General features: G+C 64.2%; 18 protein-coding genes. 7 read left to right on the top strand and 11 right to left on the bottom strand.

What is annotated here, in order from left to right; genetic code table 11:
* Positions 1–119: 119 nt before the first annotated feature.
* From ACQKPZ_RS16910 to ACQKPZ_RS16890, 5 genes are all read right to left on the bottom strand, one after another.
* A complete protein-coding gene (locus ACQKPZ_RS16910; RefSeq protein WP_391135352.1) occupies positions 120–1,445 on the bottom strand; it encodes a DEAD/DEAH box helicase in 1,326 nt (441 codons plus the stop codon).
* Between the two features lie 55 nt (positions 1,446–1,500).
* The gene (gene yedA, locus ACQKPZ_RS16905; RefSeq protein WP_427540172.1) at positions 1,501–2,421 is read right to left on the bottom strand and encodes a drug/metabolite exporter YedA; all 921 of its coding nucleotides are present in this window, start codon (positions 2,419–2,421) and stop codon (positions 1,501–1,503) included.
* A 123-nt stretch (positions 2,422–2,544) separates the two neighbouring features.
* The gene (locus tag ACQKPZ_RS16900; RefSeq protein ID WP_427540169.1) at positions 2,545–3,150 is read right to left on the bottom strand and encodes a 3'-5' exonuclease; all 606 of its coding nucleotides are present in this window, start codon (positions 3,148–3,150) and stop codon (positions 2,545–2,547) included.
* 9 nt (positions 3,151–3,159) lie between these two features.
* On the bottom strand, positions 3,160–3,639 hold the full coding sequence (locus tag ACQKPZ_RS16895) for an NYN domain-containing protein (protein ID WP_016489324.1): 480 nt from the start codon (positions 3,637–3,639) through the stop codon (positions 3,160–3,162).
* Positions 3,640–3,801: 162 nt separating this feature from the next.
* Positions 3,802–4,566 (bottom strand): DUF2076 domain-containing protein, encoded by a 765-nt coding sequence (locus tag ACQKPZ_RS16890; RefSeq protein WP_427540166.1) that lies wholly within the window; start codon positions 4,564–4,566, stop codon positions 3,802–3,804.
* Between the two features lie 166 nt (positions 4,567–4,732).
* Between ACQKPZ_RS16890 and ACQKPZ_RS16885 the strand changes: the two genes are divergently transcribed.
* Positions 4,733–5,389, top strand: coding sequence for a YciC family protein (locus tag ACQKPZ_RS16885; RefSeq protein WP_427540163.1), 657 nt, complete (start codon positions 4,733–4,735; stop codon positions 5,387–5,389).
* Positions 5,390–5,407: 18 nt separating this feature from the next.
* Here ACQKPZ_RS16885 and hrpB read toward each other — a convergent pair whose 3' ends face one another.
* The gene (gene hrpB, locus ACQKPZ_RS16880) at positions 5,408–7,936 is read right to left on the bottom strand and encodes an ATP-dependent helicase HrpB (protein ID WP_427540160.1); all 2,529 of its coding nucleotides are present in this window, start codon (positions 7,934–7,936) and stop codon (positions 5,408–5,410) included.
* Between the two features lie 117 nt (positions 7,937–8,053).
* Between hrpB and ACQKPZ_RS16875 the strand changes: the two genes are divergently transcribed.
* Both ACQKPZ_RS16875 and ACQKPZ_RS16870 read left to right on the top strand, forming a co-directional pair.
* Positions 8,054–8,473 carry a polyribonucleotide nucleotidyltransferase gene (locus tag ACQKPZ_RS16875; protein WP_391135373.1) on the top strand — a complete coding sequence of 140 codons (420 nt, stop codon included), beginning with the start codon at positions 8,054–8,056 and terminating at the stop codon, positions 8,471–8,473.
* Between the two features lie 24 nt (positions 8,474–8,497).
* Positions 8,498–9,367 (top strand): cation diffusion facilitator family transporter, encoded by an 870-nt coding sequence (locus tag ACQKPZ_RS16870; RefSeq protein WP_427540157.1) that lies wholly within the window; start codon positions 8,498–8,500, stop codon positions 9,365–9,367.
* Between the two features lie 155 nt (positions 9,368–9,522).
* On the opposite strand, the gene ACQKPZ_RS16865 is transcribed toward ACQKPZ_RS16870, so the two are convergent.
* Positions 9,523–10,317 (bottom strand): DUF6515 family protein, encoded by a 795-nt coding sequence (locus ACQKPZ_RS16865; protein ID WP_427540154.1) that lies wholly within the window; start codon positions 10,315–10,317, stop codon positions 9,523–9,525.
* 395 nt (positions 10,318–10,712) lie between these two features.
* Between ACQKPZ_RS16865 and ACQKPZ_RS16860 the strand changes: the two genes are divergently transcribed.
* Together ACQKPZ_RS16860 and ACQKPZ_RS16855 are read left to right on the top strand one after the other, a co-directional pair.
* Positions 10,713–11,189 (top strand): Lrp/AsnC family transcriptional regulator, encoded by a 477-nt coding sequence (locus ACQKPZ_RS16860; RefSeq protein WP_016712159.1) that lies wholly within the window; start codon positions 10,713–10,715, stop codon positions 11,187–11,189.
* A 54-nt stretch (positions 11,190–11,243) separates the two neighbouring features.
* Positions 11,244–11,447 carry a DUF2788 domain-containing protein gene (locus tag ACQKPZ_RS16855; RefSeq protein ID WP_003249787.1) on the top strand — a complete coding sequence of 68 codons (204 nt, stop codon included), beginning with the start codon at positions 11,244–11,246 and terminating at the stop codon, positions 11,445–11,447.
* Between the two features lie 137 nt (positions 11,448–11,584).
* On the opposite strand, the gene ACQKPZ_RS16850 is transcribed toward ACQKPZ_RS16855, so the two are convergent.
* From ACQKPZ_RS16850 to ACQKPZ_RS16835, 4 genes are all read right to left on the bottom strand, one after another.
* Complete coding sequence (locus ACQKPZ_RS16850) at positions 11,585–12,223, bottom strand: pseudouridine synthase (RefSeq protein ID WP_427540151.1); 639 nt, start codon at positions 12,221–12,223, stop codon at positions 11,585–11,587.
* A 6-nt stretch (positions 12,224–12,229) separates the two neighbouring features.
* On the bottom strand, positions 12,230–13,693 hold the full coding sequence (gene amn / locus ACQKPZ_RS16845) for an AMP nucleosidase (protein WP_403199643.1): 1,464 nt from the start codon (positions 13,691–13,693) through the stop codon (positions 12,230–12,232).
* A gap of 215 nt (positions 13,694–13,908) precedes the next feature.
* Positions 13,909–15,561, bottom strand: a complete 1,653-nt coding sequence (locus tag ACQKPZ_RS16840; protein ID WP_427540149.1) for an acyl-CoA dehydrogenase family protein — start codon at positions 15,559–15,561, stop codon at positions 13,909–13,911.
* Positions 15,562–16,065: 504 nt separating this feature from the next.
* On the bottom strand, positions 16,066–18,054 hold the full coding sequence (locus ACQKPZ_RS16835) for a sensor histidine kinase (protein ID WP_427540147.1): 1,989 nt from the start codon (positions 18,052–18,054) through the stop codon (positions 16,066–16,068).
* Between the two features lie 265 nt (positions 18,055–18,319).
* Here ACQKPZ_RS16835 and ACQKPZ_RS16830 point away from each other — a divergent pair, with 265 nt between their 5' ends.
* Both ACQKPZ_RS16830 and thiE read left to right on the top strand, forming a co-directional pair.
* Positions 18,320–19,117 (top strand): hydroxymethylpyrimidine/phosphomethylpyrimidine kinase, encoded by a 798-nt coding sequence (locus ACQKPZ_RS16830; protein WP_427540144.1) that lies wholly within the window; start codon positions 18,320–18,322, stop codon positions 19,115–19,117.
* Positions 19,118–19,130: 13 nt separating this feature from the next.
* The gene (thiE, locus tag ACQKPZ_RS16825; RefSeq protein WP_391129231.1) at positions 19,131–19,754 is read left to right on the top strand and encodes a thiamine phosphate synthase; all 624 of its coding nucleotides are present in this window, start codon (positions 19,131–19,133) and stop codon (positions 19,752–19,754) included.
* Position 19,755: the final 1 nt, after the last annotated feature.

The following is a 19,755-nucleotide window of genomic DNA, read 5'->3' as shown; positions in this document are numbered from 1 at the left end:
TTTGCAGCCCATCGCGACACAAGGCCGCTCCTACAGGAGTTGCACAATGGCTAAGGCTTGCGCTGTACCTGTAGGAGCGGCCTTGTGTCGCGATGGGCCGCAAAGCGGCCCCAAAAATCTCAAGGCTTACGCTTACGCGGCCCACCATTGAAACTAGGCACCTTGCGCACGGCCTTCACCGCCGGCTCTGCCTCACCACTACTGTCCATCCAGCGCCCCAACCCGCGCTTGGCGCTGTTCTCTTTCGGCTTCTTGGGCTTCTTCGGCTTCTTGATCACCTGGCCACTGGCATCGGTCATCGGCACCCTGTGTTCCGGGATGAAGTCTGGCTCTTCATGGCGCGGCAAGGTCTGCCGGGTCAGCACTTCAATGGCCGACAGCATTTGCACTTCGTCCGCACACACCAGCGAAATCGCCTCGCCCTTGTTGCCCGCCCGGCCAGTACGGCCAATGCGGTGCACGTAATCCTCGGCAACAATCGGCAGGTCCAGGTTGACCACCAACGGGAGGTCATCGATGTCCAGGCCACGGGCCGCCACATCGGTCGCCACCAGCACCTGGATCTCGCGGGCCTTGAAGCTGTCCAGCGCACGCTGGCGGGTGGCCTGCGGGCGGTCACCGTGAATGCCATCGGCATTGACACCTTCGGCCAGCAAGCGCTCTACCAACTGGTCGACGCCGTTGCGGGTCTTGGCGAACACCAGCACCTGCTTCCAGCGCTGCTTGCGCAGCAGGTGGCAGAACAGGTCGACCTTGCGCTTCTTGTCCACAGGCACCAGCCACTGCTTGACGCTGGCGGCCGTGGCATTGCGTGGGCTCACTTCGATGCTGAGCGGGTCATTCAGCGCCAGCCCTGCCAACATGCGGATCTGGTCAGAGAACGTGGCGGAAAACAACAATGTCTGGCGCTTGCGTGGCAGCGCGGCGTAAACCGATTGCAGTTCTTCGGCAAAGCCCAGGTCGAGCATGCGGTCGGCTTCATCGAGCACCAGCGTTTGCACCTGGTTGAACTTCACCGCGTTCTGCCGGAACAGGTCGAGCAAACGGCCCGGGGTGGCCACCAGCAGGTCGACGCCACGGCGCAGGCGCATCATCTGCGGGTTGATGCTGACCCCACCGTAAACGGCGTAAGTGCTCAGCGGCAGGTTCTCGGCGTACTCGCGCACATTGTTGTGCACCTGCTCGGCCAGCTCGCGGGTAGGCACCAGCACCAACGCGCGGATCGAGTTGCTGGCCACCTTCTCGCCTTCCAGCGCCAGGCGCTGCAGTACAGGCAGGGCAAAGCCTGCGGTCTTGCCGGTGCCGGTCTGGGCTGCGGCCATCAGGTCGCGGCCGGCCAGCACGGCAGGGATGGCCTTGGCCTGCACCGGGGTCGGAGTGGTGTAGTCCAGCTGCTGCAGGGTGCGCAGCAGCGGTTCGATCAGGCCGAGTTTGGCGAAATTCATGGCAATACCGTAAGGGGGTTCAGCGAAGGCGGCAAGTTTACCGCATCGCCCCGACCTACTTGCAGATTTCGCCTTTCAACGGCTGCGCAGGCTCGGGGGCCTTGCGCCACTGCGGCAGGCCAATCAGCACCACCGCGCCGATAATCACCGCCATGGCCACGCACTCTTCGGCACCAATCTGTTCGCCGGCAAAGACAATGCCCAGCAACACCGCCACCGCCGGGTTGACGTAGGCATAGCTGGTGGCGGCGGCCGGGCGCACATGCTTGAGCAGGTACATGTAGGCACTGAACGCCAGGATCGAGCCGAAGAACACCAGGTAGGCCAACGCCCCCCAGCCGGCTGCGGTCGGCATCTGGGTCATGCGCTCGCCCGACAGCACGCTGCCCAGCAACAGCACCGCACCGCCCACCAGCATTTCTGCAGCACTCGCCATCGGCCCTTGAGGCAGCGGCAAGGATTTGCTCCACACCGAGCCAAACGCCCACGACGCTGCAGCAAAAATGATCAGCGCCGCGCCAACCGGGCTTGCCTGCAGGTTGGAGCCCAGGTTCAGCAGGCCGATCCCCACCAACCCCAGGGCAATCCCCGCCCATTCCAGCTTCGAATTGCGGTGCCCGAACAACAAGCCGAACAGCAAGGTGAACAGTGGCACTGTGGCCACCGCCAGCGCTGCCACGCCCGATGCCACGCCAGCATGCTCGGCCACCGTCACGCCGCCGTTGCCACAACTCAACAGCAGAAAACCGATCGCCCCTGCCGCTCGCCACTGCGGCCAGGTAGGCGCCGGCACACCGCGCCAGCGCAAGAAACCGTACAGCAGGCCACCAGCAATCAGAAAGCGCACCCCGGCCATGAGCATTGGCGGCCAGCTCTCCACCCCGATACGAATGAACAGGTAGGTAGACCCCCAGACCAGGTACAAGGCCAGGAAAGCACCAATGAGCAACAACGGGAAGCGACGGGCGGCAGGCATGGGAAACTCGAAATCCGTTTACGGGTGATTCAGTTTAATAGCCTGCCTGGGTAAACATCAGTTACAAAATGGCTCGAAATGAGCGGCACACTTTTGGTGCGCCGGTTTCGGCGGTGGTGAGCCCTAACGGTATTTGGCCAGGGTTTCGCGGATCTTCGCGGCGGGCACTTTCTGCAAGCGGCACAGGAAGTCGTGCGAAAGTTGCTGAATACCATGGGCCTGACGCAGTTCGCCGGCCAGGTGTTGCAGCAAGTTGGCAGCCATCTCGGCATCGGCCATGGCCCGGTGCGCGGTGCCGGTGTCCGGCAGGCCGGCCCAACGGGTCAGTGTGCCCAGCTTGTGGTTTGGCGCCATCGGCAACAGGCGCCGCGACAGCAGCAGGGAGCAGGCGAAAGACTGCCTGCGGCTACGGCCGATGCGGCCCAGTTCGTAGTCCCAGAACTTCTGGTCGAAAGCCGCGTTGTGTGCCAGTAGCGGGGTGTCGCCGACAAATTCGGCCACTTCGTTCATTACCTTGTCCACCGGCGGCGCGCTGCGCAGCATGGTGGTGGTGATGCCCGTCAACCCGGCAACGAAGGCCGGTACTGGCACACCGGCGTTCATCAGGCTCTGGTAGCGCTCGACGATGCGCCCGTCCTCCAGCATCACAACCGCCACTTCGGTGGCGCGGCAGCCTGCACTGGGGGTAATACCGGTGGTTTCAAAGTCGATGACAGCAATACGTTCCATGAAAGGGCCTCAATGTTTGAGCAACAGCTTACCCTCGATGGGCACATAACGGGTGGCTGCACGGATCAGTGACAAGGCGGTAAGCCCAGGCACCCCATACACCACGGCCTCGGTACCGTGGCGCTGGATCACCCGCTCCAGCAGCAGGTCGAAGTCGCCATCACCAGAGGCCAGCACCACCTGGTCGACCCGGCTGGCTGCATCGATCACATCCAGGGTGATACCCACATCCCAGTCACCTTTGGCCGAGCCGTCGCTGCGCTGGATGAAAGGTTTGAGGCGCACATCGAAACCGAGGTTGCGCAAGATCTGCTGGAACTGCTGTTGCTTGCTGTCGCCACGGTCGATGGCATAGGCCACGGCTTCGACGATCTGGCCCTCACGGCTGACGTCGGCCCACAATGCGGTGTAGTTGAAATGGCAGCCATGGGCCTGGCGCACGGTGTAGTAGAGGTTCTGCACATCGGCGAACAGCGCGATCTTTTTCACCTTGGAACCTCATGTCTGGCCTGGAATGCTGAGGGCTGCGCTGCAGCCCTTTCGCGACACAAGGCCGCTCCTACAGGGAATTGCGTACCCGTGTAGGAGCGGCCTTGTGTCGCGAAAGGGGCGCACAGCGCCCCCAAAAATGCCAGCAGTATGCCAGACCTGTCAGACGTACGAGTCGTCGTCCGAGAAGAACCCGCCATCGTCGCTGCCGTAATCGGTGTCGGCATAACCGCCCTGGTCATTGCCCCAACCACCGTTGTCAGCCACTTGCTGCTGCCCGCCCTGGTCGTTCCAGCCGCCGCTGTCACTGGCTGGCATCGGCTCTTCCTTGATCACCTCGACCACTTCTTCGGGCTGCGAATTGTGGTTGAACAGGCTGCTGATGCCCTGCGCCAGCAACACGCCACCGGCCACACCTGCCGCAGTCTGCATGGCACCACCGAGGAAGCTGCTGGCACCGCCACGTGCCGGCGCGGCGCCAAAACCGGGCTGTTGCGCCTGTGCTTGTGGCTGGGAGAAGCCCGGGGCCGATGGTTCACGCCAGCCACCACCCGAGGCCACCGGGGCTGCAGCAGGACGCTGCGGCTGTGCGGCTGGAGCCGAACTGCGCCCACCCGAACCAAAAATGCTCGACAGGAAGCCACCGCCACCATTACTCGGCGCACTGTTGCCAGCTTGTGCGGCCTGAGCCTGGGCCCGAGCCTGCTGCAATTCGGCTTCCAGCTGCTTGTTCTGCTCGTCGAGGCGCTTGATTGCGGCCTCCTGCACCAGGATGGCCTGGGCCATGTAGTAAGGCGCTGCCGGTTGCTGACGCAGGTGCTGCTCGATGCACGCCTGCGCCTGCGCGTCACGCGGCTGGCTCGGATCTTCAGCTTGCTTGATGCGGCCGAACAGGCCGTCGATCAGGGTTTGTTCTTCAGTGTTCATGGGGCGACCTCGTGGGGTAGCGGGACAACGGACAGCGTCAAAGATGGGGTGTAGCGGCACGGGATTCAATCACTGGCGCCGTGAAACTTTTTTCAGCAAGTGACAGCCCCGGGCCTGCTTTGGGCTAAAGTTACGCCCCTGTTTTACTGCCATGCGATGTTGACTGATGAATCCGCTGAGCGTTCTGCGCGACTCCCTGTACTTCTTCCGCCGCCACCTGCCGAACATCCTCCAGCTGTGCCTGCCGCTGGTGGTGCTGGAGGCCTTGCTCACCCAGCTGCTTTACCGGCAGATGGGCGACCAGGCGTCGCCAGCCTACGGCATGCTGGTGAGCCTGCTGTTCTACCCGCTGTACAGCGCCGCATTGATCCTTTACCTGCACACCCGCAGCAATGGCCAGGACATCGGCAAGCGCGACCTGTTCGCCCGCGCCGTGCAGCTATGGCCGCAGCTGGCCTTGCTGATTCTCATCAGCTCGCTGCTGATCATGGCCGGCCTTGCGCTGTTCATCTTCCCGGGCGTGTGGATCATGATCAACCTGGTGTTCGCCGAGTACCTGCTGGTACTGCGCGGCCGGCCGGTGGTGCAGGCGATGCGCGAAAGTGCCAGCATGACCACCGGGCACTTCATGCGCATCATGATCTGCGTGGTGGCGGTGCTGGCACCGATCTGGCTGATCGACGGGCTGCTGCTGATGGCCTTCCCCGAGCCATCACCTGGCATGGAGCTGGCCATGGACAGCCTCAGCGGCTTCCTGCAACTGTTCAGCACTGTGGTGCTGTACCGCCTGTTCATGCTGCTGGAGGGCGAAGCCGGGGCGTGATGCCCAGGCCCGACCTGATCAGGTACCCCGCGGCTTGGCCCGCGCCGTGGCCTCGGCCACCAGCGGGTCGTCCGGCCAGTAATGCTTCGGATAGCGGCCCTTGAGGTCCTTCTTAACCTCGGCATAGGTGGTGCGCCAGAAGTTGGCCAAGTCCTGGGTCACCTGCACCGGCCTGCGTGCCGGTGACAGCAGGTGCAATTTGACCTGCTGCCGGCCATTGGCGATGCGCGGGGTGTCGGCAAGGCCGAACAACTCTTGCAGGCGCACGGCGAGAATCGGTGGGTTTTCGCTGTAGTCCAGGCGAATGTTCGAGCCGGAGGGCACCGCCAGGTGAGCGGGGGCCTGTTCTTCCAGGCGTTGCGGCAAAGGCCAGGGCAACAGGTTGCGCAGTAACGACGGTAGGTCCAGTGCGGCGAAGTGGCTAAGGCGAGAAACCTTGCCTAGATAGGGCTGCAACCATGTTTCCAGGCTGGCCAGCAGCGTTTCGTCACCCAGGTCGGGCCACTCGCTTTGCCCGTCCCTGTCCATGTCCAGTTGGCGTAGCAGGGCCACCCGCGCCTGCCACTGGCGCAGCTCCGGGGTCCAGGTCAGCAGGTTCAGGCCTTTGCGCCGTACCAGGCCAAGCAGCGCCTTGGCACGCGCTTCGTCGCTCAGGCCGGTCAACGGTTCGCGGCTGAGTATCAGCTCACCGACCTTGGTCTGGCGCTCGGCACGCAGCACCTGCTCGCGCTCGTCCCAATCCAGCAAGTCAACCCGCTCGACCTGTTCGGCCAGCACGTCATCAAGCAACGCCGGGTCGAATTCTGCCGCCAGGTAGATACGTTCTTCACGCTGGCCTTGGCGGCTGCCCAGGTCGGCGATCACCAGCCATGGGTATTTCATCAACGCATCGACCTCGCCGAACAAGGCTGCACGGCCATTGGCCAGGCGATACTCGGCGCCCCCTTCACGCCGCTGCTGCGCGACCCGGTCGGGGTAGGCCAGCGCCAGCAGGGCGCCAAGCCAACGTGGATGATTCGGGTCGGCAACGGCGGCCCCGGCCTTGCCGCGCAACAGGCCACGGTACTGTCGCGCCAGCTGCCGGGCACGCTGCACACCACCCTGGCCGCCACGGCTGGCCTTGCTCTCGCCACTGACCAGGGCCAGCCGGCTGTGCAGGTCGGCACCGCCGCCGCGCTGGATATCCCGCTCCCCCAGCAACGCCGCCACATCACAGGCCATGGTGGCCAACCCCAGGTACTGACCACGCAGCAACAAATGGGCGATACGTGGGTGAGCCGGCAGTTCTGCCATGGCCTGGCCGTGGTCGCTGAGGTTGTCGCGGCTGCCCGGTTTGAATGCCCCGAGCCGCGCCAGCAGGTCCTGGGCCTGGGAGAACGCCGCACTGGGCGGTTGATCGAGCCAGCGCAACTGGTCAGGTGCAACGCCCCAGCGCGCCAGTTGCAGGGCCAGCCCAGCCAGGTCGGCCTGCAAGATCTCGGCACTGCCATGGGCCGCCAGCTGGTCATGCTGGGCCTCGGACCACAGGCGGTAACACGCGCCCGGCTCCAGCCGGCCGGCGCGGCCTGCACGCTGGGTGGCACTGGCACGAGAGATACGCTGAGTGTCCAGGCGGGTCATGCCACTGCCGGGGTCGAAACGCGGCACCCGGGCCAGGCCTGCGTCGATCACCACACGCACGCCGTCGATGGTCAGACTGGTCTCGGCGATGTTGGTCGCCAGCACCACCTTGCGCAGGCCCTTGGGCGCCGGGTCGATGGCGGCGCGCTGGGCATTGAGGTCGAGTTCGCCGTGCAGCGGGCACAACAGTATCCCGGGGCGCTCGCCCAGTGCCTCCTGCAAGCTCTGGTGCACCCGGCGGATCTCGGCCTGGCCCGGCAGGAACACCAGCACACTGCCGGTTTGCTCGGCCAGCGCGTGCAGCACACTGTCCACTACCCGTGGCTCGATGAACTCGCCCGGCTGGAAAGGCCGGCCCCAGCAGATATCCACTGGATGCATGCGGCCCTCACTGCTGACCACCGGGGCATCGTTTAGCAACCGCGACAGGCGCTCGCCTTCCAGGGTGGCGGACATCAGCAGAATCTTCAGCGGCGGGTCGTCACGCAGCAACTCGCGGCCGTTCAGGCTCAACGCCAGGGCCAGGTCGGCATCCAGGCTGCGCTCATGAAACTCGTCGAAGATCAGCAAGCCCACACCTTCCAGCGCCGGGTCGGCCTGCAGGCGGCGGGTGAGGATACCTTCGGTTACCACTTCGACGCGGGTGTTCGGCCCGACCTTGCTGTCCAGGCGTATGCGGTAACCCACGGTCTGGCCCACCTGCTCGCCCAGTTCGCTGGCCAGCCTTTCGGCAGCCGCACGCGCCGCCAGGCGCCGGGGCTCCAGCATGAGAATGGTTTGCCCGGCCAGCCACGGCTCGTTCAGCAACGCCAATGGCACGCGGGTGGTCTTGCCGGCGCCGGGCGGTGCTTCGAGCACGGCTTCGTCACGTTTTTCCAAGGCTTGGCGCAAGGCGGGCAAGACGGCATCGATCGGTAATGAAATCATGGTGGTCCTCGAACAATCTCGCGAGTATAACGGCGAACCCAGCCTGCTCTATCATGGTCTTAAGCTTCAGGTGCAGGCGCTTCGCCTGCCCTGCTGAACACCCTCTCGGAGATTTACATGCGCATCCCATCCCGCGTCATCGGCGGCGCCCTGATTGTCACCCTGCTGACCCAGCTGACGGCCTGCGGCACGATCTTCTACCCAGACCGTCGCGGCCAGATCGGCGGCAAGATCGACCCTGTGGTCGCTGCCATGGATGCCATCGGCATCCTGTTCTACGTGATCCCGGGGCTGATCGCCTTCGGCATCGACTTTGCCACGGGTGCCATCTATTACCCAGGCGGCCGAACCGCCCAGGTAGACCCGGCAAAACTGCAAGAAGCCGTAAGCGCTGACGGCAAGGTCGACAACCTGAAGTTGCAGGCCATCATCGAAAGCGAACTGGGCCAGCGCCTGCCGCTGAACGACCCGCGGCTGATCCAGCACCGCGGCAGCATCGAACAGCTGGCCAGCCTGGGCCTGGTACCGGCCGCCTGAACCCCGCACGGACGTTGACCAAGGATGATCACCCCAGCCGAACACCAGCGCCTGCTGCGCCTGGCCACCCGCGCCTCACTGGCAGTGGCCAGTATCCTGGTGTTGAGCAAGGCGCTGGCCTGGTGGCTGAGCGGCTCGGTCAGCCTGCTGGCCGGGTTGACTGACTCGGCCTTGGATGCTGTTGCCTCGTTTCTCAACCTGCTCGCCGTGCACTACGCCTTGCGCCCGGCCGACGACGACCACCGTTTTGGCCATGGCAAGGCCGAGGCGCTGGCCGGCATGGCGCAGGCGCTGTTCATCGCCGTCAGTGCGGTGCTGATTGGTGTGCAGGCAGCCGAACGCCTGCACACGCCACAACCCTTGGGCGATACCGGTATCGGCATTGCCGTGATGCTGCTGTCACTAGGGCTGACCCTTGCCCTGCTGGCACTGCAGCGCAAGGTCATTCGCCTGACCGGCTCCACCGCCGTGCGGGCCGACTCCCTGCATTACCGCTCGGACCTGCTGCTGAACAGCAGCATTCTGCTGGCCCTGTTGCTGGCACGTTTTGGCTGGCCGCAGCTGGATGCGCTGTTCGGCCTGGGCATCGCCTTCTACATCCTCTGGAGCGCCTTGCAGATTGCCCGCGAAAGTACGGCGATCCTGATGGACAAGGAATTGCCGAGCGATGTCGGCGAAGGCATGGCCGCGCTGGTGCTGGCCATTCCCGGTGTGAAAGGCGTGCATGACCTGCGTACGCGGGTGTCGGGCAATCAGTGGTTCGTGCAGTTGCACCTGGAGCTGCCGGGGCAGTTGCCGCTGCATGACGCGCATGGGTTGTGCGTTCAGGCATCAGAGGTGATCCGCCAGCGTTATCCACAGGCGGATGTGATGGTGCACGCCGACCCGGTGTAGATATTGTTCAGGCTCACAAGACCGTTGTAGGAGCGGCCTTGTGTCGCGAAAGGGCTGCGCAACAGCCCCGGCAATATCTGCTTGACGCTGAACCCGGGGGCCGCTTTGCGGCCCTTTCGCGACACAAGGCCGCTCCTACAGGGGAGCATTCTGCTTTAGTTGATGCTGTAGCCTCTTCCACTGAAGCAGGCGCCCAGCGCCCGCTGGTAAAGGCTGAGCACATTGGCCGGAGGCGCATAGGTCGCCGTCGCCGGGTCGAAGCCCGACTGGCTCACCGCCCAGCGGTGGCACTGGTAACGGTCCTGCTCCTGCTGTTCCTGTCCCTGGCCATTCATCGGGTACGCCACCACGTCATAGCCACCGTTCGAGGGTGCCACCGGTGCCGGAGCCGGCGCCGCAACGGGCGGGTTGACCACCACATACTCCTGGCTGTCCGCCAGGTACTGGTAATAGGTATCGGCCACCAGGAAGAACAATGCACCGCCCAACCAGACCTCCTGCGCGTAGGACGGCAAGTAACTGACCCGCACGCCGTAAGGCGGGGTCACCACGATGTAGCTGCCACCGTGCGGGCGATACCAGTAGCCACCGGAGTAGAAGTAATCCGCGCCACGGTAGGGCACTTTCCAGTAGCGGTCAGGGAAATGGTCCACCGTATGCCCCGGACGATACTGCGGCCCAGGCCCCCAGCCATTGCCATGGCCATCCGGGCGCCCCTGCCAGCGGTCATCACCGTGGCGTCGAGGAATGTCCTGGTAATACCCCTGGCGTGGCGCCTGGTTCTGGCGCACTTCGTCGCGCGAGTTGAGCGTGCGGCCCGGCCCGCCTTCACCTTGCACCTGCTGACCGTGTTCACCGTGCCCGTCACCCGGCCCTTCGGCCAACGCCCCCAGGCTGATGCTCAAACCCAGCAAACCAACACCTGCCAACTGCCAGATGCGCGACTTCATGGTATTCCTCTCGGTAGAAAAAACTGCACCCGCAACCAGTCTACCGCGCCCGCCACACAGGCCAATTAAATTTCCAGACAGAAAAAAGGGAGGCCACAGGGCCTCCCTTCAGGAATTGTCGTCCGTGCTCGGCACTTGTGGCGCCGGCTCACCTCACACCGTCTTCTGGAGGGTGTGTAGCCCGGGGGCCTGCAGATCCTGTTGGATGGCTGGCCGCGACCGCCCGCCTAGAGCGCGTCGCCGTGGACTGATGTCCGGGCAGTGATTCTGTTGATAAAGATACCGGACAGGTTGCAGCACAGGATTGCGAAGATTGCTCGAATAAATAGCACTTGCGCAATTTTTCACCCTGGATTGATAATTCGCAGCAACACGAACAGAAAAGGCCAACTTCCATGAGCAAACTTGACCGCTACGACCTGAGCATCCTCGCCGAATTGCAGCGCGATGCGCGCATTTCCAACCAGGAACTGGCCGAACGCATCGGCCTGTCGCCATCGCCATGCTCACGTCGGGTCAAGCAACTGGAAGACGACGGCTATATCTCGCGCCAGGTCGCCCTGCTCGACCGCAAGAAGCTGGGCCTGAGCCTGACCGCCTACGTGCTGATCGGCATGGACCGCCACACCCCGGAACGCTTCGAAACCTTCGAGGCGGCCATCCGCAACCTGCCGCAGGTGCTTGAATGCAGCCTGGTCACCGGCATGGATGCCGATTACCAGCTTAAAGTGGTGGTACCCGACATGGACCACTACCAGAAACTGCTGCTAGGCAGCCTGACCCGTATCGAAGGCGTCACCAGCGTGCGCTCGAGCTTCGTGCTCAACCAGGTGCTGGCCAGTACCGAGATGCCATTGACCCACCTGCGTTAAATGCCCACGGCAGCCGGCGTATAATCGGCTGCTCAGCCTGCCTGGAGAACACCGATGGATCCCGCCGTATTCGAAGAGTGGATGATGATCATCCTGGTCACCGTGTTGATCGGTTTCATGGGCTTCATCGTCTGGGACCTGGCGAAAAAGTCCAAGGCCGGGAAGTTTGGTACGTTGATCCTGTTCTTCGTGCTGGGGCTGGGGGTGCTGGCCTTTATCATCAAGAGCGTGGTGGTAGGGTTTCTCGAAGGGGTGTAGGTCATTGAGAAAGCCGGGAGCGCTTTGCGCTCCTTTCGCGACACAAGGCCGCTCCTACAAGGGATCGCACAAGGCCTGGGCTTGCGCTGTCCTGTAGGAGCGGCCTTGTGTCGCGATGGGCCGCAAAGCGGCCCCCTCTAGCGCTGCAACTTCGCCGGAACTTCCCGCCAGCACCCCTGCTCCAGCCCATCCAGCGCCCAATCCCCAATCCGCACCCGCACCAGGCGCAAGGTCGGCAACCCGACCGCCGCCGTCATCCGCCGCACCTGGCGGTTACGCCCCTCGCGGATCACCAACTCCAGCCAACAGGTCGGCACACTCTTGCGAAACCTAACCGGCGGGTTGCGCGGCCACAGCTCAGGCTCATCCAGCCGCCGTGCCTCTGCCGGCAAGGTCGGCCCGTCGTTCAGCTCCACGCCATCGCGCAAGCGCTGGATCTGCTCGTCGCTCGGTTCGCCTTCCACCTGCACCCAGTAGGTCTTGGGCAACTTGTGCTTCGGGTCGGCAATGCGCGCCTGCAACCCGCCATCGTTGGTCAGCAGCAAAAGCCCTTCGCTGTCACGATCCAGCCGCCCCGCCGGGTACACGCCCGGGATGTCGATGAAATCCTTGAGCGTCGCCCGCCCCTCGCCGTCGCTGAACTGCGTCAGCACGTCGAACGGTTTGTTGAACAGGATCAGGCGCGGCTCGGCCGGTGGCGCCTTGGGCTGGCGACGTGGGCCGGCGGCAGGCCGCGCCTGGGGGCGGCGCGGCTTGTTACGGGGTGGCAGTGACATGGATCCTCAGCGGAACGGCGGCTCATCGAAGCTGCGCAGTTTACGCGAGTGCAGCGAGTTGAGCTCGGTGCGCAGCAGGTCGAGGGCAGCAATGCCGATCTTCAGGTGCTGGCTGACTGCCCGGTTGTAGAAGGCGTTGGCCGAACCCGGCAGCTTGATCTCGCTGTGCAGCGGCTTGTCGGACACACACAGCAAGGTGCCGTAAGGCACGCGCAGACGATAACCCTGGGCGGCAATGGTGCCGCTTTCCATGTCCACCGCCACCGCACGCGACAGGTTGATCAGCGGGCGTTCCTGCGCCCAGCGCAACTCCCAGTTACGGTCGTCGTAAGTCAGCACGGTGCCCGTGCGCAGGCGCTTCTTCAACTGCTCGCCACGCTCACCGGTAACCTGGGCTGCGGCTTCCTGCAACGCTAACTGCACTTCGGCCAGGGCCGGAATCGGGATGTTGGGCGGTACCACCCGGTCCAGAATACCGTCACGGCGCATGTAGGCGTGCGCCAGCACATAATCGCCGATGGTTTGCGACTGCCGCAGGCCGCCGCAGTGGCCGATCATCAGCCAGCAGTGTGGGCGCAACACGGCCAGGTGGTCGGTGATGTTCTTGGCGTTGGACGGGCCGACACCGATGTTGACCAAGGTGATGCCATCGCCATCGGCCGCGATCAGGTGGTAGGCCGGCATCTGGTAGCGGTGCCAGATCACACTGGCTACCAAAGCCTGGGTCTCCCCATGGTCCATGCCCTTTTCAATCACCACGTTGCCCGGCAGCACCATGCGCACAAAGCGCGGGTCGTCACGCAGTTGCTCAAGGCCATGGCTGATGAACTGGTCGACATAGCGGTGGTAGTTGGTCAGCAGGATCCACGGCTGCACATGGCGCCAGTCGCTGCCGGTGTAGTGCACCAGGCGACGCAGCGAGAAGTCGACGCGCGCGGCATCGAACAGCGCCAATGGCAGGATTTCCGCACGGTCCCAGTCGTACAGGCCATCGGCGATATTGTCGGTGGCAGCCGACAGGTCGGTGCTGGGGAACACCCGCGCCAGTTGCGCGGCGGTGATGCCGCTGCCGGCCAGTTCGTCGCCCTGGTCGACCACGTACGGATAAGGAATGTTCTGCTCGCTGACGCCGACCTCTACCGTAACGGTGTAGTCGTGCATCAGGGGGCGCAGCTGTTCCAGCAGGTAGCTGCGGAACGCGGCAGGCTGGGTGACGGTGACGCTGTAGGTGCCAGCCACCTGGACCTTGGCGTAGGCCCGCGTGGTGGCGGCGACTTCACCGTGGCTGTAGTAGGTCAGGCGCAGTGCCGGGTAGCGGAACAGGTCGCGCTCGTCGGCATCTGGCTCGGTACGGTCCTTCAGGTAACGCTTGAGGGCCTGGCTAAGGGCCCCGGTGGCCTGATCATGCAGGGCCGCCAGACGGTCGACGGCCTGTTCGGGGGTATCAACGACTACAAAAGCGTGGCTCACACTGTGCTTCCTGTCTGGACATGCATGTGAACCATCTTGCCTGCCTTCTGGGCTAAATACATCCCCATTGATCGGTGTTGATCAGCAGGCCAGCGCGGATCCCTGTAGGAGCGGCCTTGTGTCGCGATAGGGCTGCGAAGCAGCCCCAGCAATTTGTGCATCTGTATTGATACCCTGGGGCTGCTTCGCAGCCCGCTCGCGACACAAGGCCGCTCCTACAGACCCCGTGCTGGCGTCGCCCTTGCCACCAGGGCCTGCACATCGATACCACGCGGCAGAGCACCGTAAACCCGGCCACCGCCCGCCAACCGGCTGCCGATGAATGCATCACTGACCAGCGCATTCCCCGCCTCCAGCAACAGCTTGGCCTGCAAGGCCAAGGCAATATCCTCGGTCAACTGCCGCGCCCGGTACTGCATGTCCCCGGTATCAGCAAACGCCCCCTTGAGGTTGCCGATATGCGCCGCCAGGCGCGGGTCACCGTGGCCATCGCCCAGTTCGGCAAACAACGCATCCAGCACCCCGGGCTCCTTGGACAAGGCTCGCAGCACATCCAGGCACTGCACATTACCCGAGCCTTCCCAGGTTGAATTGACCGGTGCTTCGCGGTACAGCCGCGGCAGAATGCTGTCTTCCACATAACCTGCGCCGCCCAGGCATTCGGCCGCCTCGTTGATCATGGCCGGCGCCCGTTTGCAGATCCAGTACTTGCCCACTGCCGTGACCAGCCGGGCGAAATGCGCCTGCTGCGGGTCGTCGAGCTGCTCCAGTGCCTGGCCCATGCGTAGGCTCAAGGCCAATGCAGCTTCGCTTTCCAGCGCCAGATCAGCCAGCACGTTCTGCATCAGCGGCTGTTCGTTCAGCACCCGGCCACCGACCTTGCGGTGCGCGCAGTGGTGAGCAGCCTGGGTCAGTGCCTGGCGCATCAGGGCGCTGGAGCCGACCATGCAGTCGAAGCGGGTCATGGCCACCATCTCGATGATGGTCGGCACACCGCGCCCTTCTTCTCCGATCATCCATGCCAGCGCGCCACGGAATTCCACCTCGCTGGAGGCGTTGGAGCTGTTGCCGAGCTTGTTCTTCAGCCGCTGGATATAGAACTGGTTGCGGTTGTCGTCCGGGCGATGGCGCGGCAGCAGGAAGCAGCTCAGGCCCTTTTCGGTTTGCGCCAGCGTCAGGAAGGCGTCGCACATGGGCGCCGAGCAGAACCATTTGTGGCCGACCAGCTCGTAAGCCTGGCCCGGGCCCGGCGCACCGACCGGGTAGGCCCGGGTGGTGTTGGCGCGCACATCGGTGCCGCCCTGCTTTTCGGTCATGGCCATGCCCAGGGTGACCCCGGCCTTGTGCCGGTCGCCGACATTGCGCGGGTCGTACTCGCAGGCAAGGATCTTCGGCAGCCAGTATTCAGCCAGCTCGGGTTGCAGGCGCAGGGCTGGCACGGCGGCGAAGGTCATGGTCAGCGGGCAGCCGGTACCGGCTTCAGCCTGGCTGTGCAGGTAGGTCATCGAAGCCCGCGCCACATGGGCGCCGGCGCGGGGTTCGGCCCATGGCAGCGACGGCAGGCCGTGCTCGACGGCGGTGCGCATCAGTTCGTGGTAAGCGGGGTGGAACTCGACCAGGTCGATACGATGGCCGTAGCGGTCGTGGCTGCTGAATTCGGGTTTGTGCACGTTGGCCAGGAAGCCCGCCTGCATCAACGGGCCACCAGCCAGGGCGCCGTAGGCGTCGATCCGCGACTCGGCCCAGCCTGCGCCAAAGCGCCGGGACCACTCTTGCAATGGCAGGTCGAGGCGGTAGAGGTTGGCGCCGTCGAGAGGCGGTGGCTGGTTGGTGACTTCGTGGGTTTCAGCGTACTGGTGCAGGTTCATCGGGGGCTCCTGGATCCGGGTAGGCTTGAGAGACCCAGTGAAGCACTGCTTGCGGGGGAGTCAAAGGGGCATTCGTGACTAAAGGTGTGGTGGTGGGGGCATCGGTTGAGGTGGTGTGAGGGGTGATAGGTGCATGTCTTGAGTAAGCATCAGGGCTGAAAGGTGTTCGCCACAACACATTCAGCGCCTATGAGATCGAGCGCCGCCCGCGCGGCGCATCGCGACGCAAGGCCGCTCCCACATCTGTTTCGGGCCAGTTACTCCTGCTTCCTCCGCACTCGTACCCTGGATGCATGGCTGGGAATTGCAGGAAAGCAGCAGCGACACCTTCGATATCGAATAGGACAGACAAGGGGGGCGCGCGCCAATGGCACAGGCAAGACTGGCCCGAAACAGATGTGGGAGCGGCCTTGCGTCGCGATGCGCCGCGCGGGCGGCGCTCGATCTCATAAGCGCTAAAAACCTATCGGCGAACACCTTCCAGCCCTACCCCAATCCACGCCCTCAAAGCGACCGCCGCGTCTGCAGGCTACTCACCGGTATCTGCACCTGCGAAACCGCCATGTTCAAATTCAATTCAAACCGGCTCCCCAGCCCCCGCGTCGACTCATGCGCCAACCGCGCCCCCAGCAACTCGCCCATCTGCCGGCAAATCGACAACCCGATCCCCAACCCGCCATAACGCCGGGTCATCGAGCCATCCACCTGGAAGAACCGCTGGTACAAGGTCGACTGCTCCAGGTCATCAAAGCCGATCCCGCTGTCACTCACCGTAAAGGTCAATGCCAGGTCGTCCGGCCCTACCCGGCGCCCGCGCACCTGGATCATCACCCCGCCCTGGTGGGTGAATTTGAGCCCGTTGTCCACCAGGCAGCCCAGGCAACGCGCCAGCTTCTGCGCATCACCCACCAGCGCGTCGGGCAGATCAGCCGGTATATCCAGGCTCAGGTACAAGCCTTTGCCCAAAGCCTGCCCGGCATAACCCGCACGCAGGCTCTGCAACAGCGTGCGCAGGCTGAACGGCGCAGGCTGCGCTCTCAGGCGCCCCGCTTGCAGCTCGGACAGGGTCAGGATCGCATCAACCATGTCCATCATGCCCTGCGCCGACCCCACCGCCGTACGGTGATACTGGGCCATCTCGCCTTCCATCGGCAGCGTATGCATCAGCTCCAGCGACCCGATCACCCCATTCATCGGCGTGCGCAGCTCGTGGGTCACACTGGCCAGGAACTCGTCCTTCAGCCGGTTGCTCCTGGCCAGTTGCAGGTTCAACTGCTCCAGCGTGCGCCCCGTCTCCCGCAACGCCTGCGCCTGCTGCTCGCGCAGGCTGTTGATACGGTCGGCCAGCGCCAGCGAAAGCAACGCTACCTCCAGCGCTGAACCCAGCTGGCTGGCATACATGGTGATGAACACGTTCGGCAGGTAGCCCAGCACCATCAGCGTGTTGACCAGCCCGCCAAGCAGGAAGGCCGTCCAGGCGATGATGAACCAGCGCGCCACACGCAAACCGCGCCACCAGGCGAACAGCCCGGCGCTAAAGATGCTCACGGTAAACAGCAGCGCCAGCAGCGTGGCCATGCGCAGGGCAACGCCGTAGGCCATGCACACCGCCAGCACCATGACCACCGCGCCGCCCAGCATCAATAGCTGCAGAAGCCGGTCAAAGCCACGGCTGATGCTGCCCAGCTGCAGGAAGTGGCGGGCAAACTGGCAGCCAAACAGGCCAGCCGCACCAATGAACAATGGCGTCGAGGCATTTGCCCACCACGGGCTGTCAGGCCAGAAGTAGGCCACACCCGCACCGTTCACCGACACCTGGTAAAAGCCGAACGAAGCGATATAGAGGATGTAGTAGAGGTAGCTGACATCGCGCACGCTAAGGTAGATGAACAGGTTGTACACCAGCATCACCAGCAACACGCCGTAGATCATGCCCAACACATACAGGCGCGTTGGCTGCTCTTCCATATAGGCCTCGGGGGACCACAGCGCCAGCGGCGCCTGCACCGAGCCCTGGCTATGCAGCCGCAGGTAGGCGGTGGTCACCTGGCCTGGGGGCAACAGCAGATTGAACAAGTAGTTGTTCTGCCGGATCTGCCGGCTGTCGTAGGGCAAGGAATCGCCGGTGCGCTGGGCCAGGCGGTACACACCCGTGCTGTCTGGCAAATACAGCTCCAGGTGGTCCAGCGGCGGATAGGCCAGCTCCAGCAGCCATTGCCGTGGCGCGGCACCGGGCGGTGCAACCGGGCGCAGTTCGACCTTGAGCCAGAACACCGAGGTGGAGTAACCGGCGTTCAGCACGTCTTCATGGTGAGGGCGGAAATGTTTGGCGAACCCAGGGGCGCTGACCTGGGCGATGCTGGCACTGCCGTCGAGGTCTTCATAAACCTGCATGACCTTGCCCAACGGAAGATGCCGGGAAGCGTCGTCGAAATCGACCGCTCCGGCCAGCACGGGCAACAAGCCCAGAAGCACAATCAGCAAATAGCGCATACAGCCCCAGCATGGCCTGTCTGGTCGCGTCGCGTTTGCCTCCCATCCGTTTGAGACGACGTGATCCAGCAGAACCCGTTTGTCGAGTTATCCGAGCACTCTAGCATAGCTTCGCAACCTGGCAATCGGCCATATCAAAAACCAAAGAAAAGGCTCTAAATCAATGCTTTCAGAAGGCCAACAAACCACAAGCTGACCGATCGATCAGCAAAACTCGTTTGTAGGACGATCCGCCCAAACAGGTTTGGTGGTAAGCTCGCCGACCATGAATACCTACAGCTCCCGCCCCGTTGTCCTCTGTCTCTCCGGCCACGACCCAAGTGGCGGCGCCGGCTTGCAGGCAGATATCGAAGCCCTGATCGCCCAAGGCTGTCACGCCGCGCCCGCCGTGACCGCCCTGACCGTGCAGGATACCGTCAACGTTTCCGACTTCCGCGTGCTCGACCGCGAGTGGGTACTGGCCCAGGCCAATGCCGTGCTGACCGACTCCACGGTGGCCGCCGTCAAGCTGGGCATGCTCGGCTCGATCGAAATGGTCGACACCGTCGCCGAACTGCTGGCCGCCCACCCGCACCTGCCACTGGTCTGCGACCCGGTACTGCGTGCCGGTGGCGGTGGCCGCCTGGGCAAGGACGAAGTGGGCTACGCCATGCGCGAACGCCTGTTGCCGCTGGCGACCATCGCCACGCCGAACCTGCCCGAGGCGCGCATCCTCGCCGAACTGCCCGAAGGCACTGCCGACGAGTGTGCCGAGAAACTGTTGCCGTTCTGTAGACACCTGCTGATCACCGGCGGTCACGGCGACGAAGACGAAATCCACAACCGCCTGTATACCCAGGACGGCCAGCGCCACACCTGGACCTGCCAACGCCTGCCGGGCAGCTACCACGGCTCGGGCTGCACCCTGGCCAGCGCCCTGGCCGGCCGCCTTGCCCTTGGCGAGCAGCTGGTAAGCGCCGTGCGCAGCGCCCTGGAATACACCTGGCGCACCCTGCGTGACGCCGAGCAGCTGGGCAAAGGCCAGTTCGTGCCGCGCCGCCTGCCCCTGGACTTCTGTTCCTGATGCGAGGCCTTCAATGAAGCTACGCGGTCTGTACGCCATCACCGACAGCCAGCTGCTCGCTGGCCGGTTCCTGTCCCATGTCGAAGCGGCGCTGGAAGGCGGCGTGCGCCTGCTGCAATATCGCGACAAAAGCGACGACGCTGCGCGCCGCCTGCGCGAAGCCGAAGGGCTGATGAAGCTCTGCGAGCGCTACGGCACCCAGCTGCTCATCAACGACGACGCCGAACTGGCCGCACGCCTGGGCGTTGGCGTGCACCTGGGCCAGACCGACGGCCCGCTGACACCCGCCCGCGCCCTGCTTGGCCGCCAGGCGATCATCGGCTCCACCTGCCACGCCAGCCTCGAGCTGGCCGCCCAGGCCGCCAGCGAGGGCGCCAGCTACGTCGCCTTTGGCCGCTTCTTCAATTCCGTCACCAAGCCGGGTGCGCCCGCTGCCAACGTCGAACTGCTGGAGCAGGCACGCGCCCAGGTGAAACTGCCGATCGCGGTGATCGGTGGCATCACCCTCGACAACGCCGCCCCGCTGGTCGCCCATGGCGCCGACCTGCTGGCGGTGATCCACGGCCTGTTCGGTGCCGACAGCGCGCAGGAAGTCACCCGCCGCGCCCGCGCCTTCAACGCCTTGTTCGCATCCTGAT

This window comes from Pseudomonas sp. NPDC089547 (genome assembly GCF_050280665.1).
Classification (GTDB): Bacteria; Pseudomonadota; Gammaproteobacteria; order Pseudomonadales; family Pseudomonadaceae; genus Aquipseudomonas.
Note: the sequence above shows the minus strand (reverse complement) of the source record. Positions and strands in the feature narration are given on the sequence as shown.